Source organism: Pseudomonas sp. MS15a(2019) (genome assembly GCF_013277805.1).
Lineage (GTDB): Bacteria > Pseudomonadota > Gammaproteobacteria > Pseudomonadales > Pseudomonadaceae > Chryseomonas > Chryseomonas benzopyrenica.
This window is the reverse complement of record NZ_VBTN01000009.1, coordinates 39,701-59,815: the sequence shown is the minus strand read 5'-3', so window position 1 is coordinate 59,815 and position 20,115 is coordinate 39,701. Positions and strand designations below refer to the sequence as shown.

Here is a 20,115-nt window from a genome sequence, read left to right as displayed (position 1 = left end):
AGTGCTCATCGCTTCCGACCAGTTCCGTATCGTCGTCGGCCTCGGCAAGAGTGGCATGTCGCTGGTGCGCTTTCTCGCGCGCCGGGGCGTGCCCTTTGCCGTGGCCGACACGCGGGAACAGCCGCCGGAACTGGAAACGCTGCGCACCCAGTATCCCGGGATCGAGGTGCGTTGCGGTGAGCTGGATGCCGACTTCCTCTGCCGCGCGGCCGAACTCTATGTGAGCCCCGGTCTGGCCCTGGAAACGCCGGCGCTGCGAGAGGCCGCTGCCCGTGGCGTGCGGCTGTCCGGCGACATCGATCTGTTCGTGCGTCACGCCAAGGCACCCCTCGTCGCCATCACCGGCTCCAACGCCAAGAGCACCGTCACCACACTGGTCGGCGACATGGCCCGGCGCGCCGGCAAGCGCGTCGCCGTGGGCGGCAACCTGGGCACTCCGGCGCTGGATCTGCTGGCCGACGACGTCGAACTCTATGTGCTGGAGCTTTCGAGCTTCCAACTGGAGACCTGCGAGCGGCTCGACGCCGAGGTGGCCACGGTGCTCAACCTCAGCGAAGACCATATGGATCGCTACAGCGGCATGCCGGCCTATCACCAGGCCAAGCACCGCATCTTCCGCGGCGCCCGCCAGGTGGTGGTCAATCGCGACGATGCGCTGTCGCGGCCGCTGATCGGCGAGGGCGTGCCCTGCCTGACCTTTGGCCTGGGACGTCCGGATTTCCGTGCCTTCGGCATTCGCGAGGAGGAGGGCCATCGCTATCTGGCGCTGGCCTTCGACAACCTGCTGGATGTCGAGGAACTCAAGATCCGGGGCACCCACAACCACAGCAATGCCCTGGCCGCACTGGCGCTGGGTCAGGCTGCCGGCTTGCCGCTGGCGCCCATGCTGGAGGCGCTACGCGCCTTCCCGGGGCTGGAGCATCGCTGCCAGTGGGTGGGCGAGGTCGCGGGGGTCAACTACTACAACGATTCCAAGGCCACCAACGTCGGCGCTGCCCTGGCGGCGGTCGAAGGCCTGGGTGACGACATCGCCGGGCAACTGGTGCTGATCGCCGGTGGCGACGGCAAGGGGGCCGATTTCAGCGCCCTGCGCGAGCCCATCGCGCGCCACTGCCGCGCCGTGGTGCTGCTGGGCCGCGATGCGGCGCGGATCGCCGAGATCCTGCCGGCCACCGTGCAACAGGTGCGCGTCGCTACCCTGGACGAGGCGGTGAATGAAAGCCGCCAGCTGGCCCAGCCGGGCGATGCCGTGCTGCTGTCGCCGGCCTGCGCCAGCCTCGACATGTTCCGCAATTTCGAAGAGCGCGGACGGTTGTTCGCCCAGGCCGTAGGAGCATTGTCATGATCCTCAGCCTGCTGCGTCCCTATCCCTCGCCGCTGGCCAGCCGCCACGGCATCGACCTGGATTTCCCGCTGCTGGCCGGCTGCCTGTTGCTGCTCGGCCTCGGCCTGGTGATGGTGACCTCGGCCTCCTCGGAAGTGGCCGCGGCCCAGTCCGGCAATCCGCTGTACTTCATGTATCGCCACCTGGTCTACCTGGCCATTGGCTTCGTTGCCTGCGGCGTGGTGATGCTGATTCCCATGGCCACCTGGCAGCGCTTCGGTTTTCCGTTGCTGATCATCGCTTTCCTCTTGCTGATAGCGGTGCTGGTGCCTGGCATCGGTCGCGAGGTGAACGGTTCCCTGCGCTGGATCGGCTTCGGCATCTTCAACGTGCAGCCCTCGGAGATCGCCAAGGTCTTCGTGGTGCTCTATCTGGCTGGTTACCTGGTCCGTCGTCAGCATGAGGTGCGCCACACCTGGGCCGGCTTCTTCAAGCCCTTCATCGTTCTGCTGCCGATGGCCATGCTGCTGCTGCGCGAGCCCGACTTCGGCGCCACCGTGGTGATGATGGGCGCCGCCGGTGCCATGCTGTTCCTCGGCGGTGTCGGCCTGTTCCGCTTCATGCTGATGGTCGCCCTGGCCGTGTTCGCGGTGTTCGTCCTGGTGCAGACCCAGTCCTACCGGATGCAGCGACTGATCACCTTTACCGATCCCTGGGCCGACCAGTTCGGTTCCGGCTACCAGCTGACCCAGGCACTGATCGCCTTCGGCCGTGGCGGCTGGACCGGTCTCGGCCTGGGCAACAGCATCCAGAAGCAGTTCTACCTGCCCGAGGCCCATACCGACTTCCTCTTCGCCGTGCTGGCCGAGGAATTGGGGCTGATCGGTGCCATGGCCACGGTCGGGCTGTTCCTCTTCGTCTGCGTGCGCGGTCTGTTCATCGGTCACTGGGCCGAGCAGTCCAAGCAGTTCTTTTCGGCCTATGTGGCCTATGGCCTGTCCATGCTGTGGATCGGCCAGTTCCTGATCAACATCGGCGTGAACGTCGGCCTGCTGCCGACCAAGGGGCTGACGCTGCCCTTCCTCAGCTATGGCGGCAGCTCCCTGGTGATCTGTTGCGTGAGCATGGGTCTGCTGCTGCGCATCGAGTGGGAGAGACGAACGCTGGTCGATACCGAGGATGTGGAATTCACCGAAGAGGATTTCGCCGATGTCCGCTAACGTCCTCATCATGGCCGGCGGCACCGGCGGGCACGTCTTCCCGGCCCTGGCCTGCGCCCGTGAATTCGAAGCCCGCGGCTATACCGTGCATTGGCTGGGTACGCCGCGCGGCATCGAGAACGACGTGGTGCCCAAGGCCGGCATCAGCCTGCACCACATTCCGGTCACCGGACTGCGCGGCAAGGGCTTGCGTTCTCTGGTGAAGGCACCGCTGCAACTCAGTGGCGCCCTCATGCAGGCCATGGGTCTCATGCGCCGGCTCAAGCCGGTCTGCGTGCTGGGCCTGGGTGGCTTCGTCACCGGTCCCGGTGGCCTGGCCGCCAAGCTGTGCAACATCCCACTGGTGATCCATGAACAGAACGCCCATGCCGGCACCGCCAACCGCCTGCTGGTGCCCATGGCCGCCCGCGTCTGCGAAGGCTTTGCCGACACCTTTCCGGCGTCCGCCAAACGCCTGTCCACCGGTAATCCGGTGCGCGCCGAACTCTTCGCTCCGGTGACCCGTGCGCCGCTGGAAGAGCGCGCCGCCAACCTGCTGGTATTGGGCGGCAGCCTGGGCGCCGAGCCGCTCAACAAGCTGTTGCCCGACGCCCTGGCCCAGCTCCCCGCGGGCCTGCGACCCAATGTGCGCCACCAGGCCGGCCGCCAGCATGCCGAGGTGACCGCCGAGCGCTACGCCAACGTCGCCGTGGAGGCCGATGTCCAGCCCTTCATCGCCGACATGGCCGCCGCCTATGCCTGGGCCGATCTGGTGATCTGCCGGGCCGGTGCCCTGACCGTCGCCGAGCTGACCGCCACCGGTCTGCCGGCGCTGCTGATCCCCCTGCCGCACGCCATCGACGACCACCAGACCAGCAATGCGCGCTTCCTGGAGCGCGCCGGTGCCGGTGTGGTGCTGCCGCAACATTCCACCCGCCCGGCGGATCTCGCCGCGCAGCTTACCGAGGTCCTGATGCATCCCGAACGTCTTGCCGGCATGGCCGCTCGCAGCCGTGCCCTGGCCAAACCCGATGCCACCCGTGCAGTCGTCGACGCCTGTCTGGAGGTTGCCCGTGGTTAAGTCGCAAAGTGCCATTCAGGCCGAGGTTCGGCGCATGCGCAGCATCCGGCGCATCCACTTCGTCGGTATCGGCGGCGTCGGCATGTGCGGCATCGCCGAGGTGCTGCTGAACCTGGGCTATGAAGTCTCGGGTTCGGACCTCAAGGAATCCGCGGTGACCGCGCGCCTGCAGCAATTCGGCGCGCGTATCTACATTGGCCACCGCGCCGAGAACCTGGATCAGGTCGACGTGCTGGTGGTGTCCAGCGCCATCAACAGATCCAATCCCGAGGTCTCCGCCGCCCTCGAGCAGCGCATTCCCGTTGTGCCCCGCGCCGAGATGCTCTCCGAGCTGATGCGCTATCGCCACGGCATCGCCGTCGCCGGTACCCATGGCAAGACCACCACCACCAGTCTGATCGCCTCGGTGTTCGCAGCCGAGGGCCTGGACCCGACCTTCGTCATCGGCGGCCGCCTCAATGCCGCCGGTACCAATGCCCAGCTCGGCACCAGCCGCTACCTGATCGCCGAGGCCGACGAGAGCGACGCCAGCTTCCTGCACCTGCAGCCCATGGTTGCCGTGGTCACCAATATCGACGCCGACCACATGAGCACCTACGAGGGTGACTTCAATCGGCTCAAGCGCACCTTCGTCGATTTCCTGCACAACCTGCCGTTCTATGGCCTGGCGGTGCTCTGCGTCGATGATCCGGTGGTGCGCGAGATCATTCCCCAGGTCGCCCGGCCCACCGTCACCTACGGCACCGCCGAGGACGCCGACGTGCGCGCCGTGGACATCCGCCAGGACGGCATGCGCACCTATTTCACCGTGCTGCGCGAGGGCCGTGCGCCCCTGGCGGTCTCGGTCAACATGCCGGGCGTGCACAACGTGCTCAACGCCCTGGCCACCATCGCCATCGCCACCGACGAAGGCGTCAGTGACGAGGCCATCCTCAATGGCCTGTCCGGCTTCCAGGGGGTAGGGCGGCGCTTCCAGGTCTACGGCGAACTGCCGGTCGCCGGTGGCAGCGTCATGCTGGTGGACGACTACGGTCACCACCCGCGCGAAGTCGCCGCGGTGATCAAGGCCGTGCGCGGTGGCTGGCCCGAGCGCCGGCTGGTGATGGTCTATCAGCCGCACCGCTTCAGTCGCACTCGCGATCTCTACGAAGACTTCGTCCAGGTGCTAGCCGATGCCAACGTCCTTTTGCTGATGGAAGTCTATCCGGCCGGCGAAGAACCCATTCCTGGAGCCGACAGCCGCCAGCTCTGCCACAGCATCCGCCAGCGCGGTCAGCTCGATCCCATCTATGTGGAGCGCGGCAGCAACATCGCCCCGCTGGTCAAGCCGCTGCTGCGCCCGGGCGACATCCTGCTCTGCCAGGGCGCGGGCGACATCGGCGCACTGGCACCGCAACTGCTCAACCACCCGCTGTTCGCCACCGCCGCGACCGCCGGGAGTTCGGCATGAGCCGTCATCCGTACAACCCCTTGCCGGCAGCCGCTGTTGCCGGCGCGCACGTGGAGGGCTGAACCTTGGTCGCCACCCTACGTCACAACCAGCCCGGCTTCGGTCGGTCGCGCAACGTCGAGCAACGCGGAGCCAGTCGTCTGGTCGCCGAAGAGCCGCTGTCGACGCGCCTGCCGCGTCCCAGCCTGGGTCTGCTCAAACGCATCCTCTGGCCGTTCCTGCTGCTGGGGCTGGGCTTCGGCACCTATGAAGGCGCCCAGCGGCTGCTGCCCTATGCCGACCGGCCGATCGCCAAGGTCAGCGTCAAGGGCGATCTCTCCTACATCAGCCAGGCGGCGGTACAGCAACGGATCGCGCCCTTCGTCGGCACCACCTTCTTCCAGGTCGACCTGGCCGACATGCGCCATGAACTGGAAACCATGCCGTGGATCGCCCATGCCGAGGTGCGCCGCGTCTGGCCGGACGAGATCAGCATCCGCCTGGAAGAGCAGATGCCCATCGCCCGCTGGGGCGACGAGGCGCTGCTGAACAACCAGGGTGAGGCTTTTGCCCCGCAGGATCTGGCCAACTATGACAATCTACCGCGGCTGTACGGCCCCAAGCGGGCCCAGCAGCAAGTGATGCAGCAGTACCAGATGTTCAGCCAGATGCTCCGGCCGCTTGGTTACACCGTGGCGCGCCTGGAAATGCACGAGCGTGGCAGCTGGTACCTCACCACCGGTCAGGGCCTGGAACTGGTGTTCGGCCGCGACCAGCTGGTGGAAAAGATGCGGCGCTTCATGCGCCTGTACGATCAGGTGCTCAAGGCACAGATGGACAATATCGCGCGGATCGATCTGCGTTATCCGAACGGTCTGGCCGTGGCCTGGCGTGATCCCGCTGTCGCCGCCACCCCCGTGACCGAACCGGCCAAGCATTGAGGAGAAGTTTTTTACTATGGCAAGCGTGCAAAGCGGCAAGATGATCGTCGGCCTCGACATCGGCACTTCCAAGGTCGTGGCTCTGGTCGGCGAGGTGTCTTCCGATGGTCAGATCGAGATCGTCGGGATCGGCACCCATCCGTCGCGCGGGCTCAAGAAGGGCGTGGTGGTCAACATCGAGTCCACCGTCGCCTCCATCCAGCGGGCCATCGAAGAAGCCCAGCTGATGGCCGGTTGCCGGATCCATTCGGCCTTCGTCGGCATTGCCGGCAATCACATTCGCAGCCTGAATTCCCACGGCATCGTGGCGATCCGCGATCGTGAAGTGAGTCCTGCGGACATCGAGCGGGTGCTCGATGCCGCCCAGGCGGTAGCCATTCCCGCCGACCAGCGCGTACTGCACACCCTGGCCCAGGATTATGTGATCGACAACCAGGAAGGGGTACGCGAGCCCCTGGGCATGTCCGGCGTGCGCCTGGAAGCCAAGGTCCATGTGGTGACCTGCGCCGTCAACGCCGCGCAGAACATCGAGAAATGTGTTCGCCGTTGCGGCCTGGAAGTCGACGACATCATTCTGGAACAGTTGGCCTCGGCCTATTCGGTACTGACCGACGACGAAAAGGAACTGGGCGTCTGCCTGGTGGATGTCGGTGGCGGCACTACCGACATAGCCATCTTTACCGAAGGCGCCATCCGCCATACGGCGGTAATACCCATTGCTGGCGACCAAGTCACAAATGACATTGCCATGGCCTTGAGAACCCCGACGCAATATGCCGAAGAAATCAAGATTCGGTATGCTTGTGCCTTGGCGAAACTGGCTGGACCGGGCGAAACCATCAAGGTGCCCAGCGTGGGTGATCGTCCGCCGCGAGAATTGTCGCGTCAGGCCCTCGCGGAAGTGGTCGAGCCCCGTTACGATGAGCTATTCACACTGGTGCAAGCGGAACTGCGCCGCAGTGGTTACGAGGATCTGATCCCCGCTGGGATCGTACTCACCGGTGGTACTGCGAAGATGGAAGGCGCGGTCGAACTGGCGGAAGAGATTTTCCATATGCCGGTACGCCTGGGGGTGCCCCAGACGGTCAAGGGTCTGACTGACGTAATCAGCAACCCGATCTATTCCACAGGCGTCGGCCTGTTGCTCTATGGTCTGCAAAAGCAGACCGATCCTTTGCCGGTTGTTTCTGGCGGATATAGCAGCGAAACCAAATCCACAGTCCTGGAACGCATGAAGCGTTGGGTCCAGGGCAACTTGTAATTCACAATTAAACCGCGGCAGTAGGCGAAGATCCGAAAGGAAGAGAGGGGACCATGTTCGAACTCGTAGACAACATTCCACAAAGCGCCGTGATCAAAGTCATCGGCGTGGGCGGTGGCGGTGGCAACGCCGTCAACCACATGGTCAAAAGCGGTGTTGAAGGCGTCGAATTCATCTGTGCAAATACCGACGCCCAGGCCCTGAAGAACGTCACATCCCGTACCGTGTTGCAACTCGGCCCAGGCGTCACCAAGGGTCTGGGTGCCGGCACCAACCCGGAAATCGGCCGCCAGGCGGCCATGGAAGATCGTGAGCGCATCGCCGAAGTCCTCGAAGGTGCCGACATGGTCTTCATCACCACCGGCATGGGCGGTGGCACCGGTACCGGTGCCGCGCCGATCATCGCTGAAGTGGCCAAGGAAATGGGTATCCTGACCGTTGCCGTGGTCACCCGTCCGTTCCCCTTCGAAGGCCGCAAGCGCATGCAGGTCGCCGACGAAGGCATTCGCTCCCTGTCCGAATGCGTCGACTCGCTGATCACCATCCCCAACGAGAAGCTGCTGACCATTCTGGGTAAGGACGCCAGCCTGCTGGCCGCCTTCGCCAAGGCTGACGACGTTCTCGCCGGCGCCGTTCGCGGTATCTCCGACATCATGCAGCGTCCCGGCCTGATGAACGTCGACTTCGCCGACGTCAAGACCGTGATGGGCGAGATGGGCATGGCCATGATGGGTACCGGTCATGCCAGCGGTCCGAACCGTGCGCGCGAAGCGACCGAAGCCGCCATCCGCAATCCGTTGCTGGAAGACGTCAACCTGCACGGCGCTCGCGGCATCCTGGTCAACATCACCGCTGGCCTGGATCTGTCCCTGGGTGAATACGCCGCCGTCGGCGAGATCATCGAGGACTTCGCCTCCGAACACGCCACCGTCAAGGTTGGCGCGGTGATCGATCCGGAAATGCGCGACGAGCTGCACGTCACCGTGGTCGCCACCGGCCTGGGCGCGCGCATCGAGAAGCCGGTCAAGGTGGTGGACAACACCGCTCAGACCCTGGCCGCTGCCCGTCAGGAAACCGCTCCCGTCAACTACGACGACCTCAAGTACCCGACCTCGATGCGCTCCGGTCGTGGCAGCCAGCAGCATGGCGGCTCGGCAGCGGCGACCAAGGTCAATCCCAACGACGACCTGGACTACCTGGACATCCCGGCCTTCCTGCGTCGTCAGGCTGATTGATCGGGTATATCACAAGCCAGGGTGTGATTAGTGGGCATCGATTTTCGCTTCTGCTATCATCGCGACTTCGTTGAACACCATTCGCACCCTGCGACCGAGCGGCCCTGGCATGATTAGACAACGCACCCTCAAGAACACCATTCGCGCCACCGGCGTCGGCCTGCATTCCGGGGAGAAGGTGTACCTGACCCTGAAGCCGGCTCCCGTCGATACGGGGATCGTGTTCCGTCGCACCGATCTCGATCCGGTCGTGGAAATCCCGGCCTGGGCCGAGAACGTGGGTGAAACCACCATGTCGACCAATCTGTTCAGTGACAGTGGCGTCAAGGTCGGTACCGTTGAACACCTGCTGTCGGCCATGGCCGGTCTGGGTATCGACAACGCCTACGTCGAGCTGTCCGCGGTCGAAGTCCCGATCATGGACGGCAGCGCCGGTCCCTTCGTGTTCCTGATCCAGTCCGCGGGGCTGCAGGAGCAGGAAGCGGCCAAGCAGTTCATCCGCATCAAGCGTGAAGTGAGCGTCGTCGACGGTGACAAGCGCGCTACCTTCGTGCCCTTCGATGGCTTCAAGGTGACCTTCGAGATCGACTTCGATCACCCGGTGGTCAACAACCGTACCCAGAAGGCCTCGGTGGATTTCTCGAGCACCTCCTTCCTCAAGGAAGTCAGCCGTGCCCGTACCTTCGGTTTCATGCGTGACCTGGAATTCCTGCGTTCGCACAACCTGGCCCTGGGTGGCAGCGTCGACAACGCCATCGTGGTGGACGAGAAGGGTGTGATCAACGAAGACGGCCTTCGTTACGAAGACGAATTCGTCAAGCACAAGATCCTCGACGCCATCGGCGACCTCTACCTGCTCGGCAAGAGCCTCATCGGCGAATTCCGCGGCTACAAGTCCGGCCATGCCATGAACAATCGCCTGCTGCGTGCGCTGCTGGCCGATCGTGATGCCTGGGAAGTGGTGACCTTCGAAGACTCCGGTCTGGCACCCATTTCCTATATGAGACCTGCGGCTGCCGTCTGAGCCCGGTCCCAAGCAAAAGCCCTGCATTCGCAGGGCTTTTTTTATGATCGCCGAAAGGTCTAGCGACGCGTCAGGGGCTCGCCCTGAAAGCTCACGCCGGCCAGGCCCTGGGCGATGAGGGCGCGGATATTGGCGTGATCGCTGCCCTCCGGCGTCTGCAACACGCTGCGGTAGTGCTCGCCAAAGGCCAGCAGGGCTTCCTCATCGCTCAGGCCTTCGAGCTTGGCCAGACACAGGGTCTTGCAGGAGCCTTCGTTCTGGCCGGCGGCATTGTCCACCCCGCCGTTGCGAAAGGCGGTGGGCTGGTAGTGGTAGTGCTCGGCGACGAAGGCCAGGGTGTCGGCGAAGGCGTGATCGCCCTGGGCCAGGCTGGCGCGAAAGCGGGAGAGGTCGCTCATTTGCGCTGCTGCTCCTGGAAGGCCGCGGCCTGGGCCGGGGAGGCCTCGGTCTGATGCTGGGCTTTCCAGTCCGCATAGGGCATGCCGTAGACGACCTCGCGGGCGTCATCCAGGCTTAGCTCCAGACCCTTGTCGTCGGCTGCGGCCTTGTACCACTTGGACAGGCAGTTACGGCAGAAGCCGGACAGATTCATCAGGTCGATGTTCTGCACATCGGTACGCTTGCGCAGGTGCTCGATCAGGGTGCGGAAGGCGGCGGCCTCCAGTTCCAGGCGGTCTTGTTCGGTCATGACTGATTCCTCTTGCTAGCGACGGCCATGGCGCAGGTGGCGCCCGCCGTTGACGGTGAAGGTGCTGCCGGTCGCGTATTGGGTCGACAGCAGATAGAGCACGGTATCCACGATGGGATCGGCGCCGGGTTCGAAATCCAGCAGCGCCTTGTCCAGGGTCGCCTGGCAATAGGCCTCGTCGGCGCCTTCCTTGAAGATCAGCAGCCCTGGCGCGATGGTGTTGACCCGCACCGTGGGCGCCAGGGCTTCGGCAAAGGACAGGGTCAGGTTGTGCAGAGCGGCCTTGGTGGCGGCGTAGCCGATGTGATTGCGGCTGCCACGGGTCGCGCTGTCGTCGCCGATATGGATGATGTCGGCCCGGGGTGCGGCCAAGAGCAGATCTTGCAGGCCCAGGTTGAGATGGTAGGGCGCTTCCAGATGCAGGCGATAGAGCAGCCGCAGATTGTCCAGGCCATCTTCAGCCCAGACCGAGGCGTTGTGCACGATACCGCGCAGTGCGAGGTGACGTTCATGGAGCTGCTGCAGCAGGGTGTCACGCTGCGCCTCTTCGGTCAGATCGACCTGATAGGCTTCGAGCTCGAGGTCACGCAAGGGGCCGGGATCGTCGCGATAGACGGCAATGACGGGTTGGCCCTCGGCCAGCAGCCGGCGGGTCAAGGCGAGACCGACGCGGCGATTGGCACCGGTGACCAGAAGGGGAAGGGTTGCGGACATGAAGGGTACCCGATCCTGATGAGCGAAGCGGTCATGAGGCTGGCCGCTATTGTACGCATTTGACTCGTCAGGATGCAGGCTGATCCGCTATCGACCTAGCGAGCGCTGCCTCGCCAGCCATTGGCCCGCGATGAGGCGTTGTGCAGCCAGCCCTTCAACGCCCGGGTGATGAGGGGAATGAAGACGCAGACCATCACTGGGGTAAGGATCAGGGTGCTCAGCAGGATGCGTGGCAGCAACGGCAGATGTGCCAGGTAATCGCCAAAGGCGGCATTGAACAGCAGGGAGATGGGAAAGAACGCCAGCCAGACGGCGATGCTCTGCTTCCAGCGCGGCGGCGGCTGCAGGCCGGCACCGAACCAGTCGTCCATGCCCTGAGCCCGTCGTGCCTGGGGCGCTTCGAACAGGCCCTGGCCACGCTCCAGCCAGAGGCGCCGGGTGTCCGAGTGTTCCCACTCGTCGAGGGTCTGGGGGCAGGCGAAGCGAAAGATGATCTGCACCAGGTTGTCGCCCGGTGGCGGGGACAGGACACCCGAGCCGAGATAGCCGGGATACCCGGTGGCCAGGGCTTCGCCTTCGCGCAGCCAGACCAGAAAGGCGTCGTATTGGCCGGCCGCGACGCGTCGCGCGACCATGAGGGTAACAGGCTGATTCATGCTCCAACTCCGGGCGATCGGGCCGGATAGGCCGGATGCCGTCACGCCGCCGGGTAGGCGGACAGGTGGCGAAAACGCCTGGGGTAGCAGGCGGCGCTAGCATAACAAGCCTTGAGACCCTTGGCTGCAGCGGGGGTTGCCAGCGGAGGCGTCTTGCTGACGGAGCGCCAAGCCCTGCCGGGCCAGGCATACTGGGCGGGATTCCACGCAAGAGGTCCGTATGAAAGTCGCACTGTTGAATGGCTCGGTCTATGGCACCGCGGAAGATATCGCCCGTCAGGTGAAGGCGCGGCTGAGCGCGGCAGGCCATGAGGTCTGGCACCAGCCCAATGCCGATCTCGCCAGCCTGGAGGCCTTCGCACCCGAGGCGCTGCTGGCCATCACCTCCACCACCGGCATGGGCGAACTGCCCGCCAATCTCGAGTCGCTGTATTTCCAGCTGCGCGATCGGCTGCCGCCCTGGTCCGGACGGCCCGGCGCCGTGCTGGCCCTGGGTGATTCCAGCTATGGCGACACCTATTGCGGTGGCGGCGAGCTGATGCACGAGTTGTTCGCCGAGCTGGGGCTGCGCGAACTGCTGCCCATGCTGCGCATCGACGCCAGCGAAACGGTGACGCCGGACGAAGATGCCGAGCGCTGGGTCGCCGAGGTCATCGCCGCACTGGGCTGATCTTGCCCGGGCGGCAAAGTTGCTTTACCCGTCCAGATCCCGCCACCTGGCCCGGTTTGCTGTCCTCGTCCCCTCAGCCTCGGTATCCTTGAGCGCCTGATGACTGTTTGAGATGGAGCCCTGGGTGAATAGATATCTGCGCCTGGCTCTGGAGCTGTGCGGATTGGGCGCGCTGTGGGGCGTGGGTACCTGGCTGGCGACCTCCTTCGCCTTGCCGGTACCGGGCGGTGTGGTAGGGCTGGCCATTCTCCTGTTGCTGCTGGCCGCGCGCATCGTCGAGCCCGAGTGGTTACAGGGCGGCGTGCGCCTGCTGTTGGGCGAAATGCTGCTGTTCTTCATTCCCGCGCTGTTGAGTCTGCTCGACTATGGCCCGCTGCTGCGGCAGGAGGGCGTGCGCATCCTGCTGGCGATCCTGCTCAGCACCGTGCTGACAATGGTCGCCACCGCCTATACCGTGGACTGGATGTTCCGCCGCCGGGGGCGTCGCGATGCTTGATCTGCCCGGACTCTTCTGGCTGCTGCTGACGGTGGCGGGCTATGTGGTGAGTCGACTGCTCTATGCCCGGTTGCGCTGGTATGTGGTCAGTCCGATCATCTTCGTCACGGTGCTGCTCTATGCCGCCACCCTCTGGCAGCAGGTGAGCTATGCCGAATACGCCCACTACAGCCACTGGCTGATCACCCTGCTGGGACCGGCGACAGTGGCCTTCGCCGTGCCGATCTGGCAGCAACGCCGCTTGCTGGCGCACTACTGGCAGGCGCTGCTGGCCGGACTCTGCGTCGGCAGCGGTGTGGCCATCGGCAGTTCCTGGCTGCTGGCCCGGCTGCTGCTGCTCGACGACCAGGTGCTGCTGTCCATGTTGCCGCGCTCCATCAGCACCCCCTTCGCCATGCCGATGTCCGCGACCGTCGGCGGCGTCCCCGAATTGACCGCGGCCTTCGTGATGATCACCGGACTGGGTGGGGCCATCCTCGGCAGCCTGCTGATCAAGCTGCTGCCGCTCAAGTCGGCGCTGGCCCGTGGCGCCCTGTTCGGCATGGGCGCCCATGGCGTGGGCACCAGCAAGGCCTACGAGGTCGGCCTGGAAGAGGGCACTGTGGCCGGCCTGGTCATGGTACTGGCCGGCCTGAGCAATCTGCTCGGTGCGCAGCTGGTGCTCTGGCTGCTGCGCGGCTAGTGCAGGGTGGCGGAAGGGGCGCTCAATTGCTCCAGTCGCCGCCGTACCTGCTCGCGTTCGGCATCGTCTTCGCTGATCAGCAGGGCGTGCTGCAGGTCGTAGCGCTCGGCCTGGGGGCAGTCGAGTTGGCGGTACAGATCGGCGCGCGCCAGATGATCGATGACCCCGACCGTTCCCAGTTCGATGACGCGCTGGGCATCCTTGAGCGCGGCCAGCGGCTGGTCGCTCTGGCGATGCAATTCACGCAGATTGCGCGAGAGACGCTGCATCATCTGCCGCGGCCCCAGGGGCGCCAGGTAGCTGGCCTGCAACTGCGCGGTGGGGCCGAATTGATCCACCAGGAGTTGGCGGCAGTCGTTCATGTACAGGCGTCGCCCGCCGAAGGGTTCGAGCAGGTGATCCGCGCCCGGCACGCGCAGCAGGAAATGGCCGGGAAAACCGATGCCCTGCAGGTCGATCTCCAGGCGTCGGGCCAGTTCCAGGGCCACCAGGGCGATCGACAGGGGTTGGCCGCGCCGTCGCGCCAGAACCTCATCGAGTAGGGCGGCGGTGGGATTCAGGGGCCACTCGGCAGCGCGAAAGCCGGCATCGCACAGTTGCCGTAACAAGGCCTGGGCACGCTCGGCGTGACTGGCATCGCCATCCAGGGTGGCGACCAGACGCAGGGCCAGCTCATCCAGCGAGTGCAGCAGGGCGGAGGGATCGATCTGTTCATGGTGCTCGGCCGCGATCCACAGGGCGGCTTCCAGCAGCCGGGGATCGGGCCGGTCCAGGCAGGCGAGGCAGAATAGACGCGCGTCCACAGCAGACTCCAGGGCCCTTGGGGCCTTTTCCTCAGGTTTTAGCCTGCCAGCGCCGGGCCGTCCAGTCTGCGACAGTTGTGCACTGGTCGGCGGTCCGGCTTCCCGCTATAAGAACGGCTGGTGCCAGAGCAATCTTGAGAGTGGGAATTCCAGCATGGACGAATCTTCGAATGGACGTCTTCACCCTTGTGGAGGAAGCAGCCGGCCATGAAGTGGGCAGACAGCGGTCGCAAACGCATGCACGACGGGGCGAACTCCCTTGGCAACCTGATGGTGGAAGGTTTCCACTACTTCGGCCTCTTCGCCATCGGCGCGGCCACGGCCTGGGCCTCGGTGATGGCCTTCATGGGCATGGTCGACAAGGGCCAGGCGAGCATCGATGACATTCTCCTGCTCTTCATCTACCTGGAATTGGGTGCCATGGTCGGCATCTACTTCAAGACCAACCACCTGCCCATCCGCTTTCTGCTCTACATCGCCATCACTGCCCTGACCCGCTATCTGATCGGCGATGTCTCGCACCATCGGCCACCGGATGCCGGGCTGCTGTATCTCTGCGGCGGGATCTTTCTGCTGTCGCTCTCGGTACTGGCGGTCCGCGTCGCCTCGAACAAGTTTCCTTCCAGCAAGGTGCTCGATGCGACGGGGGATGTGGTGGGCGAGGGCGACAAGTAGCTTGCGCAGTCCCTATCCGCTTCGCTCCTGGCGACGCGGCTGGCCGAGCCAGGTGCCGCGCCGTCAGGATGACCAGCCGATCGGGGCCTAGCGATCCAGTGGCGCCAGCAGCTGGGCCAGGTCACTTTCGGTCAGACGCCAGTCGCCGCTGTTCTCGCTGAGGATGCCCGCGCTCAGGCGCGCCTTTTCCTGTTGCAGCTGCTGGATGCGTTCTTCCAGGGTGCCGCGGGCGATCAGCTTGTAGACGAACACCGGCCGGTCCTGGCCGATACGGTAGGCGCGGTCGCTGGCCTGCTGTTCGGCGGCCGGATTCCACCAGGGATCGAAGTGGATCACGGTATCCGCCGCGGTCAGGTTGAGACCGCTGCCGCCGGCCTTGAGGCTGAGCAGGAACACCGGTACCTCGCCATTCTGGAAGCGTTGCACCGGGGTGCGCCGATCCCGCGTCTCGCCGGTCAGGGTGACGTACTCGATGCCGCGCTGATCGAGGTCGGCGGCGATGAGATCGAGCATGCTGGTGAACTGGGAGAACACCAGGACCCGGCTGCCGCCGGGCAGCAGGGCGTCGAGTCGTTCGTTCAGCGCCGCCAGTTTCGCCGAGGGCTTGGCCACGCTGTCGTCTTCGTTTGGCACCAGGCGCAGATCGCAGCAGACCTGGCGCAGCCGTAGCAGGGCATCGAGGATCAGCAGTTGGCTGCGGCCGATGCCCTGGCGGGCGATCTCGGCGCGGACGCGTTCGTCCAGCAGCAGCCGCAGGTCCTCGTAGCGCTCGCGTTGCGCCGTGCTGAGTTCCACCAGCTGGATGATCTCGGTCTTGGGCGGCAACTCGCTGGCGACCCGCTGTTTGGTACGGCGCAGCATGAAGGGCCGCACCCGTGCCTTGAGCGCCGCCAGGCGTTGCACATCGCCTTCGCGCTCTACCGGGATGCGATAGGCCTGCTTGAAGCCCTTCTCGTCGCCCAGCCAGCCAGGCATCAGGAAGTGGAATTGCGACCAGAGTTCGCCCAGGTGGTTTTCCAGCGGCGTGCCGGTCAGGCAGAGGCGATGGCGGGCGCGCAGGTGGCGTGCGGCCTGGGCGGCCTTGGTGGCAGCGTTCTTGATCGACTGGGCTTCGTCCAGTACCTGCAGGTGAAAGTCGTAGCTGGCCAGGCGCTCGGCATCACGGGGCAGCAGCGCATAGGTGGTGAGCACCACGTCGTGCTCGGGAATGCGCTCGAAGCGACTGCTGCGAGCGCTGCCCTGCAGGGTCAGCACGCGCAGACCAGGGGCGAAACGGGCGATCTCGTCCTGCCAGTTGGGGATCAGACTGGTCGGCATGACGATCAGCGCCGGCGCGGTCAGGCGGCCGGCGGCCTGTTCGACGAGAATGTGCGCTAGGGTCTGCAGCGTCTTGCCCAGGCCCATGTCGTCGGCGAGGATGCCGCCGACGTCCAGTTCGCGCAGGGCCTGCAGCCAGGCCACGCCTTCGCGTTGATAGGGACGCAATTCGGCATGCAGGGTGTCCGGCAGGACCACCGGCTCGGCGGCATAGCTGCGCAGGCGCTCGGCGAAGCTTCTCAGGCGTTCGCCGCCTTCCCATTCCAGCGGCAGGCGCTCGTCCAGTTCGGCCAGGCGCGCGGCGTCCAGGCGCGGCAGGCGCAGGGCACGGTCCTGGCTGAGACGGTCGGTGGCATAGAGTTCACCAAGGATCTGCAGGATCGGCTTGAGTCGCCCCAGGGGCACGGCGACCCGTTGCACCCGGCCCTGCTGGCCGGTAACCCGCGGAGGATCGATGCGCAGCAGCACGGGTTCGTCGTCGGCGCGTTTGGCCAGCATCGCCGGTTCGTACTGCGAGGGTTCGCGGCGGATGGCGTCGATCAGCAGCGGAATCAGACTGACGCGGCGCTGGCCCAGGCGGATGCCCAGCTCGACATCGAACTGAGCATCGGCGGCGGTGTGGCCCTGCACCTCTTCGAGGTGGCCGTACCAGCCTGCCACCGGCGTCAGATCGAAGGTGAATTCGGGCTGGGCTTCGATCTGCCAGCCGGCTTCGCGCAGGCCGGGGATGACCTGCTGCACGAATCTGAGCCAAGCGGGGTCGTCCGGCAGTTCGAACATCTCGCCACTGTCCTCGGGCAGCGCAGCGCTGCGGCGGGTCGCCAGGCGCAGCCCGTGATCGAGCAGCGTCTGCCGCCAGCGTTGTTCGGCCTGCAGCTGGCGAGTGGGATAGCTAGCATCGGGGGTGCGGGGCAGGGCGCCGAACAGCCGCCGTGGGCCATAGGCGAAGGCCAGGGCGGCGCGATGGCGCACCGTGGGCCTCATCTTGCCGATATGGCGGTCGTAATCGATTTGGGTATGGCTGCCGAGGGTCAGCACCGGTTGCGGCAGCTCCGGATTGGCGACCGGCATGGCCGGCAATTCGGCCTCACTGCGTTGCAGCCGTTCGAGCTCGATGAGGGCGGCGGCGGCATGCTTGCAGTTGCGGCCGACCGGACAGGTGCAGCGGGCGTCGACCCGCCAGGCGGTCTCGCCCGCGCGCAGGCTGATCGCCTGCCGATAGGCCGGCCCGGCCGGGCTTTGGCACTCGGCATAGAGCTGGCCCTTGGCGGCCGAGCGCAGTTGCACCAGGCCGTCGAGCGCCAGTCGCCGACCACGCTCGTAGTTGCGCTCCGTGAAGGCGCCTTTCCAGTCCTGCCACTTGAGCCGTTCGAAACGTAACGCCATCGTTCACCCAGGCTGTTCGCACCAAACCGGCTATTCTGCCACAGTCGGCCGGACGCTCGTCGGACTCCCTTGATCTATGTGAGAATGAGAATATAGTGCATTTAACGGGGTGAGGAGCGAGATGATGCGTGAACAACCGTTAGCCAGCGTAGCCCTGATCAAGGCCAGCCGCCTGGAGGCCCGACGGGAAGGGCGCTTGCGCTCGTTGCAGCGTGGCATCCTGATCGCTTGCAGCCTGGGCGTGCTCGGCGCGGCCGCCTTGCACCTGGCGTACCTCGCCCTGGGCGGTTTCTAGGCCAGCCAGGTCTTATCTGGTCCAAGAAAAAGCCCCGAGCAGTCGCCTGTTCGGGGCTTTTTCGTCAGCGCCGGTCAAGGACCGGCGGCAGGGATCAGACCAGCAGGTCGCCCACGCGGTACATCTTCATGGTGTTGGTGCCGTCACGCTTGGTGTAGCTGTCGCCCTTGGTCAGGATGACCCAGTCACCGTGCTCGACGATGCCGCGCTTGAGCAGCTCGTCCACCGCCGCCTGGCTCACCTTGTTCGCCGGCATGGTGGTCGGGTCGAAGGGGATGGTGTGCACGTTGCGGAACAGCGCGGTGCGGGCCTGGGTGGCGCGGCTCGAGGCGAAGGAGAAGATCGGCACCGAGGAGCGCAGGCGCGACATGATCAGCGGGGTGTAGCCGGTGTCGGTCAGGCTGATGATGGCCTTCACGCCCGGGAAGTGGTTGGCCACATAGATGGAGGCCAGGGCGATACTCTCGTCCCACCGGGTGAAGGTATGGCCCAGGCGGTGGCTGGACAGCTTGCTGGTGGGCTGCTTCTCGGCACCGACGCAGACGCGCGCCATGGCTTTGACCGCTTCCACCGGGTACTGGCCGGCGGCGCTCTCGGCGGAGAGCATCACGGCATCGGTGTTGTCCAGCACGGCGTTGGCCACGTCTGAGACTTCCGCGCGGGTCGGCATGGGGCTGCTGATCATCGACTCCATCATCTGGGTCGCGGTGATCACCGCCTTGTTGAGGCGACGGGCGTGGGAAATGATGCGCTTCTGGATGCCCACCAGCTCGGCATCACCGATTTCCACGCCCAGGTCACCCCGGGCCACCATCACGGCATCGCTGGCGTGGATCAGGCCGTCCAGGGCTTCGTCGTCGGCCACGGCTTCGGCGCGTTCGATCTTGGCCACCAGCCAGGACTTGCCGCCGGCGGCTTCCATCAGGCGACGGGCTTCGTGCATGTCTTCGGCATCACGCGGGAAGGACACGGCCAGGTAGTCGACCTCCATGGAGGCGGCCAGCTTGATGTCTTCGCGGTCCTTGTCGGTCAGCGCCGGGGCGGTGAGGCCGCCGCCACGACGGTTGATGCCCTTGTGATCGGACAGCGGGCCGCCGATCAGGGTGGTGCAATGCAGTTCGGTGGCGGTCATGCCTTCCACGCGCAGGACCACGCGGCCATCGTCCAGCAGCAGTTCGTCACCCACGCGGCAGTCGGTGACCAGGCCCGGGTAGTCGATGCCGACCACTTCTTCGGTGCCTTCGGTGCGGGGATGGGCGATGGACAGGCGGAAGGGATCGCCGACCTTGAGTTCGATGCGCTTGTTGACGAACTTGGCGATGCGGATCTTCGGACCCTGGAGGTCGCCGAGCAGGGCGACATGGCGACCGTGCTTGGCGGCGAGATCCCGTACCAGCTGACCACGAGCCCGGTGCTCGTCGGGCGTGCCATGCGAGAAGTTCAGGCGGGCGACGTCGATGCCGGCGATGATGAGCTGCTCGAGGACTTCCGGAGAATTGCTGGCCGGGCCCAGGGTGGCGACGATCTTGGTACGGCGATAAATCATGCAGTCTTTCCTTTAGCGGATTGCAATCATGAGTCGACGCCTCGGAACCTGTTCACGATCTGCTGCGCGTCGGCCAAACGGCGTTGGAAATGCCTTGTTTGTCTCTAGCTCGCGAGAGCGTGAACAGGTGCCCGGCGCCGAGTCGACGTAGAACACGGAGCGCACCTCATTGTAGCGCTGTCGCGTGGCCAGCACATGACGGCTTTTCGCAGCTCTGTCACACCAATGGTCGTTTGCCCTCAAGAAGCGGGCCCCGGCGCCGATCTAGCGAACAGGAGGACTTTTCATGCGCCCTTATCTCTGCCTGTTCCTGCTGTTCGGCCTCAGCGGCTGCACCAGCGTTTCGATGAATTCCTATCTGGATGCCGCCTATAAATCCTACAGCGAAGGCGACTGCACCAATGCTCTGCTGCAGATCTCCCAGGCTGAGCGCAAAGGCCGGGCACGGCCCTGGCTGCAACCGGAATTTTCCATGCTGCGCGGCCAGTGCCTGGAGCAGCAGCAACTGTACGCCGACGCGGCCCAGACCTATCGTTTCATCCAGGTCCGTTTTCCGGCCAGCGAATACGCCTATCGGGCCCAGGCCCGACTGGACACCCTGCGCCAATTGGGGCTAGATGGCGGAACGGCCGTTGCGACGCCCCAGCCGGTGCGAAAACTACCGCAGCGCTGAGCTTTCCAGGACGTTGTCGG

The 20,115-nt window shown here is 65.2% G+C and carries 21 protein-coding genes; 14 read left to right on the top strand and 7 right to left on the bottom strand.

The genetic code is table 11. The features are described from left to right. The first annotated feature begins 1 nt into the window (after position 1). From murD to lpxC, 8 genes are all read left to right on the top strand, one after another. The gene (gene murD / locus FEZ61_RS13020) at positions 2 to 1,345 is read left to right on the top strand and encodes a UDP-N-acetylmuramoyl-L-alanine--D-glutamate ligase (protein WP_017640709.1); all 1,344 of its coding nucleotides are present in this window, start codon (positions 2 to 4) and stop codon (positions 1,343 to 1,345) included. Continuing rightward, positions 1,345 to 2,544: a putative lipid II flippase FtsW gene (ftsW, locus tag FEZ61_RS13015; RefSeq protein WP_026083805.1), complete on the top strand. Its 1,200-nt coding sequence runs from the start codon at positions 1,345 to 1,347 to the stop codon at positions 2,542 to 2,544. Before murD ends, ftsW begins: the two co-directional genes overlap by 1 nt. Then, positions 2,534 to 3,604, top strand: a complete 1,071-nt coding sequence (gene murG / locus FEZ61_RS13010) for an undecaprenyldiphospho-muramoylpentapeptide beta-N-acetylglucosaminyltransferase (RefSeq protein ID WP_017640707.1) — start codon at positions 2,534 to 2,536, stop codon at positions 3,602 to 3,604. The genes ftsW and murG overlap by 11 nt, the downstream gene beginning before the upstream one ends. 34 nt (positions 3,605 to 3,638) lie before the next feature. After that, the gene (gene murC, locus FEZ61_RS13005) at positions 3,639 to 5,054 is read left to right on the top strand and encodes a UDP-N-acetylmuramate--L-alanine ligase (RefSeq protein ID WP_017640706.1); all 1,416 of its coding nucleotides are present in this window, start codon (positions 3,639 to 3,641) and stop codon (positions 5,052 to 5,054) included. 65 nt (positions 5,055 to 5,119) lie between these two features. Beyond that, complete coding sequence (locus FEZ61_RS13000; RefSeq protein ID WP_017640705.1) at positions 5,120 to 5,974, top strand: cell division protein FtsQ/DivIB; 855 nt, start codon at positions 5,120 to 5,122, stop codon at positions 5,972 to 5,974. A gap of 16 nt (positions 5,975 to 5,990) precedes the next feature. Then, positions 5,991 to 7,235, top strand: a complete 1,245-nt coding sequence (gene ftsA / locus FEZ61_RS12995; protein WP_017640704.1) for a cell division protein FtsA — start codon at positions 5,991 to 5,993, stop codon at positions 7,233 to 7,235. A 53-nt stretch (positions 7,236 to 7,288) separates the two neighbouring features. Next, complete coding sequence (ftsZ, locus tag FEZ61_RS12990) at positions 7,289 to 8,470, top strand: cell division protein FtsZ (protein WP_017640703.1); 1,182 nt, start codon at positions 7,289 to 7,291, stop codon at positions 8,468 to 8,470. 109 nt (positions 8,471 to 8,579) lie between these two features. Further along, positions 8,580 to 9,494: a UDP-3-O-acyl-N-acetylglucosamine deacetylase gene (lpxC, locus tag FEZ61_RS12985; protein WP_017640702.1), complete on the top strand. Its 915-nt coding sequence runs from the start codon at positions 8,580 to 8,582 to the stop codon at positions 9,492 to 9,494. Positions 9,495 to 9,553: 59 nt separating this feature from the next. Here lpxC and FEZ61_RS12980 read toward each other — a convergent pair whose 3' ends face one another. The 4 genes from FEZ61_RS12980 to FEZ61_RS12965 all read right to left on the bottom strand — a co-directional run bounded on the left by FEZ61_RS12980 (position 9,554) and on the right by FEZ61_RS12965 (position 11,552). After that, positions 9,554 to 9,892, bottom strand: coding sequence for a HopJ type III effector protein (locus FEZ61_RS12980; protein WP_173148968.1), 339 nt, complete (start codon positions 9,890 to 9,892; stop codon positions 9,554 to 9,556). Further along, the gene (locus tag FEZ61_RS12975; protein ID WP_173148966.1) at positions 9,889 to 10,182 is read right to left on the bottom strand and encodes a DUF1244 domain-containing protein; all 294 of its coding nucleotides are present in this window, start codon (positions 10,180 to 10,182) and stop codon (positions 9,889 to 9,891) included. The genes FEZ61_RS12980 and FEZ61_RS12975 overlap by 4 nt, the downstream gene beginning before the upstream one ends. A 15-nt stretch (positions 10,183 to 10,197) precedes the next feature. Beyond that, the gene (gene folM, locus FEZ61_RS12970; RefSeq protein WP_173148964.1) at positions 10,198 to 10,896 is read right to left on the bottom strand and encodes a dihydromonapterin reductase; all 699 of its coding nucleotides are present in this window, start codon (positions 10,894 to 10,896) and stop codon (positions 10,198 to 10,200) included. A 95-nt stretch (positions 10,897 to 10,991) separates the two neighbouring features. After that, positions 10,992 to 11,552, bottom strand: coding sequence for an antibiotic biosynthesis monooxygenase (locus FEZ61_RS12965; RefSeq protein ID WP_173148962.1), 561 nt, complete (start codon positions 11,550 to 11,552; stop codon positions 10,992 to 10,994). A gap of 220 nt (positions 11,553 to 11,772) precedes the next feature. Between FEZ61_RS12965 and FEZ61_RS12960 the strand changes: the two genes are divergently transcribed. The 3 genes from FEZ61_RS12960 (at position 11,773) to FEZ61_RS12950 (ending at position 13,400) form a co-directional block, all read left to right on the top strand. Continuing rightward, positions 11,773 to 12,222, top strand: coding sequence for a flavodoxin (locus tag FEZ61_RS12960; protein WP_173148960.1), 450 nt, complete (start codon positions 11,773 to 11,775; stop codon positions 12,220 to 12,222). A gap of 124 nt (positions 12,223 to 12,346) precedes the next feature. Continuing rightward, complete coding sequence (locus FEZ61_RS12955) at positions 12,347 to 12,718, top strand: CidA/LrgA family protein (protein ID WP_346342865.1); 372 nt, start codon at positions 12,347 to 12,349, stop codon at positions 12,716 to 12,718. Then, positions 12,711 to 13,400 (top strand): LrgB family protein, encoded by a 690-nt coding sequence (locus tag FEZ61_RS12950; protein WP_173148956.1) that lies wholly within the window; start codon positions 12,711 to 12,713, stop codon positions 13,398 to 13,400. Before FEZ61_RS12955 ends, FEZ61_RS12950 begins: the two co-directional genes overlap by 8 nt. On the opposite strand, the gene FEZ61_RS12945 is transcribed toward FEZ61_RS12950, so the two are convergent. Next, entirely contained in the window at positions 13,397 to 14,203 is an 807-nt protein-coding gene (locus FEZ61_RS12945; protein ID WP_017640694.1) for a transglutaminase family protein, read from the bottom strand. The two genes, FEZ61_RS12950 and FEZ61_RS12945, sit on opposite strands and share 4 nt — an antisense overlap. 207 nt (positions 14,204 to 14,410) lie before the next feature. Between FEZ61_RS12945 and FEZ61_RS12940 the strand changes: the two genes are divergently transcribed. Further along, entirely contained in the window at positions 14,411 to 14,878 is a 468-nt protein-coding gene (locus tag FEZ61_RS12940; RefSeq protein WP_017640693.1) for a phosphate-starvation-inducible PsiE family protein, read from the top strand. 87 nt (positions 14,879 to 14,965) lie between these two features. Here the strand turns inward: FEZ61_RS12940 and FEZ61_RS12935 are convergent, their stop codons facing one another. Further along, on the bottom strand, positions 14,966 to 17,581 hold the full coding sequence (locus FEZ61_RS12935) for a DEAD/DEAH box helicase (protein ID WP_173148954.1): 2,616 nt from the start codon (positions 17,579 to 17,581) through the stop codon (positions 14,966 to 14,968). 121 nt (positions 17,582 to 17,702) lie between these two features. Between FEZ61_RS12935 and FEZ61_RS12930 the strand changes: the two genes are divergently transcribed. Next, complete coding sequence (locus tag FEZ61_RS12930; protein WP_173148919.1) at positions 17,703 to 17,876, top strand: hypothetical protein; 174 nt, start codon at positions 17,703 to 17,705, stop codon at positions 17,874 to 17,876. Positions 17,877 to 17,970: 94 nt separating this feature from the next. Here the strand turns inward: FEZ61_RS12930 and pyk are convergent, their stop codons facing one another. Beyond that, the gene (pyk, locus tag FEZ61_RS12925; protein ID WP_007162037.1) at positions 17,971 to 19,422 is read right to left on the bottom strand and encodes a pyruvate kinase; all 1,452 of its coding nucleotides are present in this window, start codon (positions 19,420 to 19,422) and stop codon (positions 17,971 to 17,973) included. A gap of 286 nt (positions 19,423 to 19,708) precedes the next feature. Between pyk and FEZ61_RS12920 the strand changes: the two genes are divergently transcribed. Further along, entirely contained in the window at positions 19,709 to 20,095 is a 387-nt protein-coding gene (locus FEZ61_RS12920; protein ID WP_017640690.1) for a hypothetical protein, read from the top strand. Positions 20,096 to 20,115 lie beyond the last annotated feature (20 nt).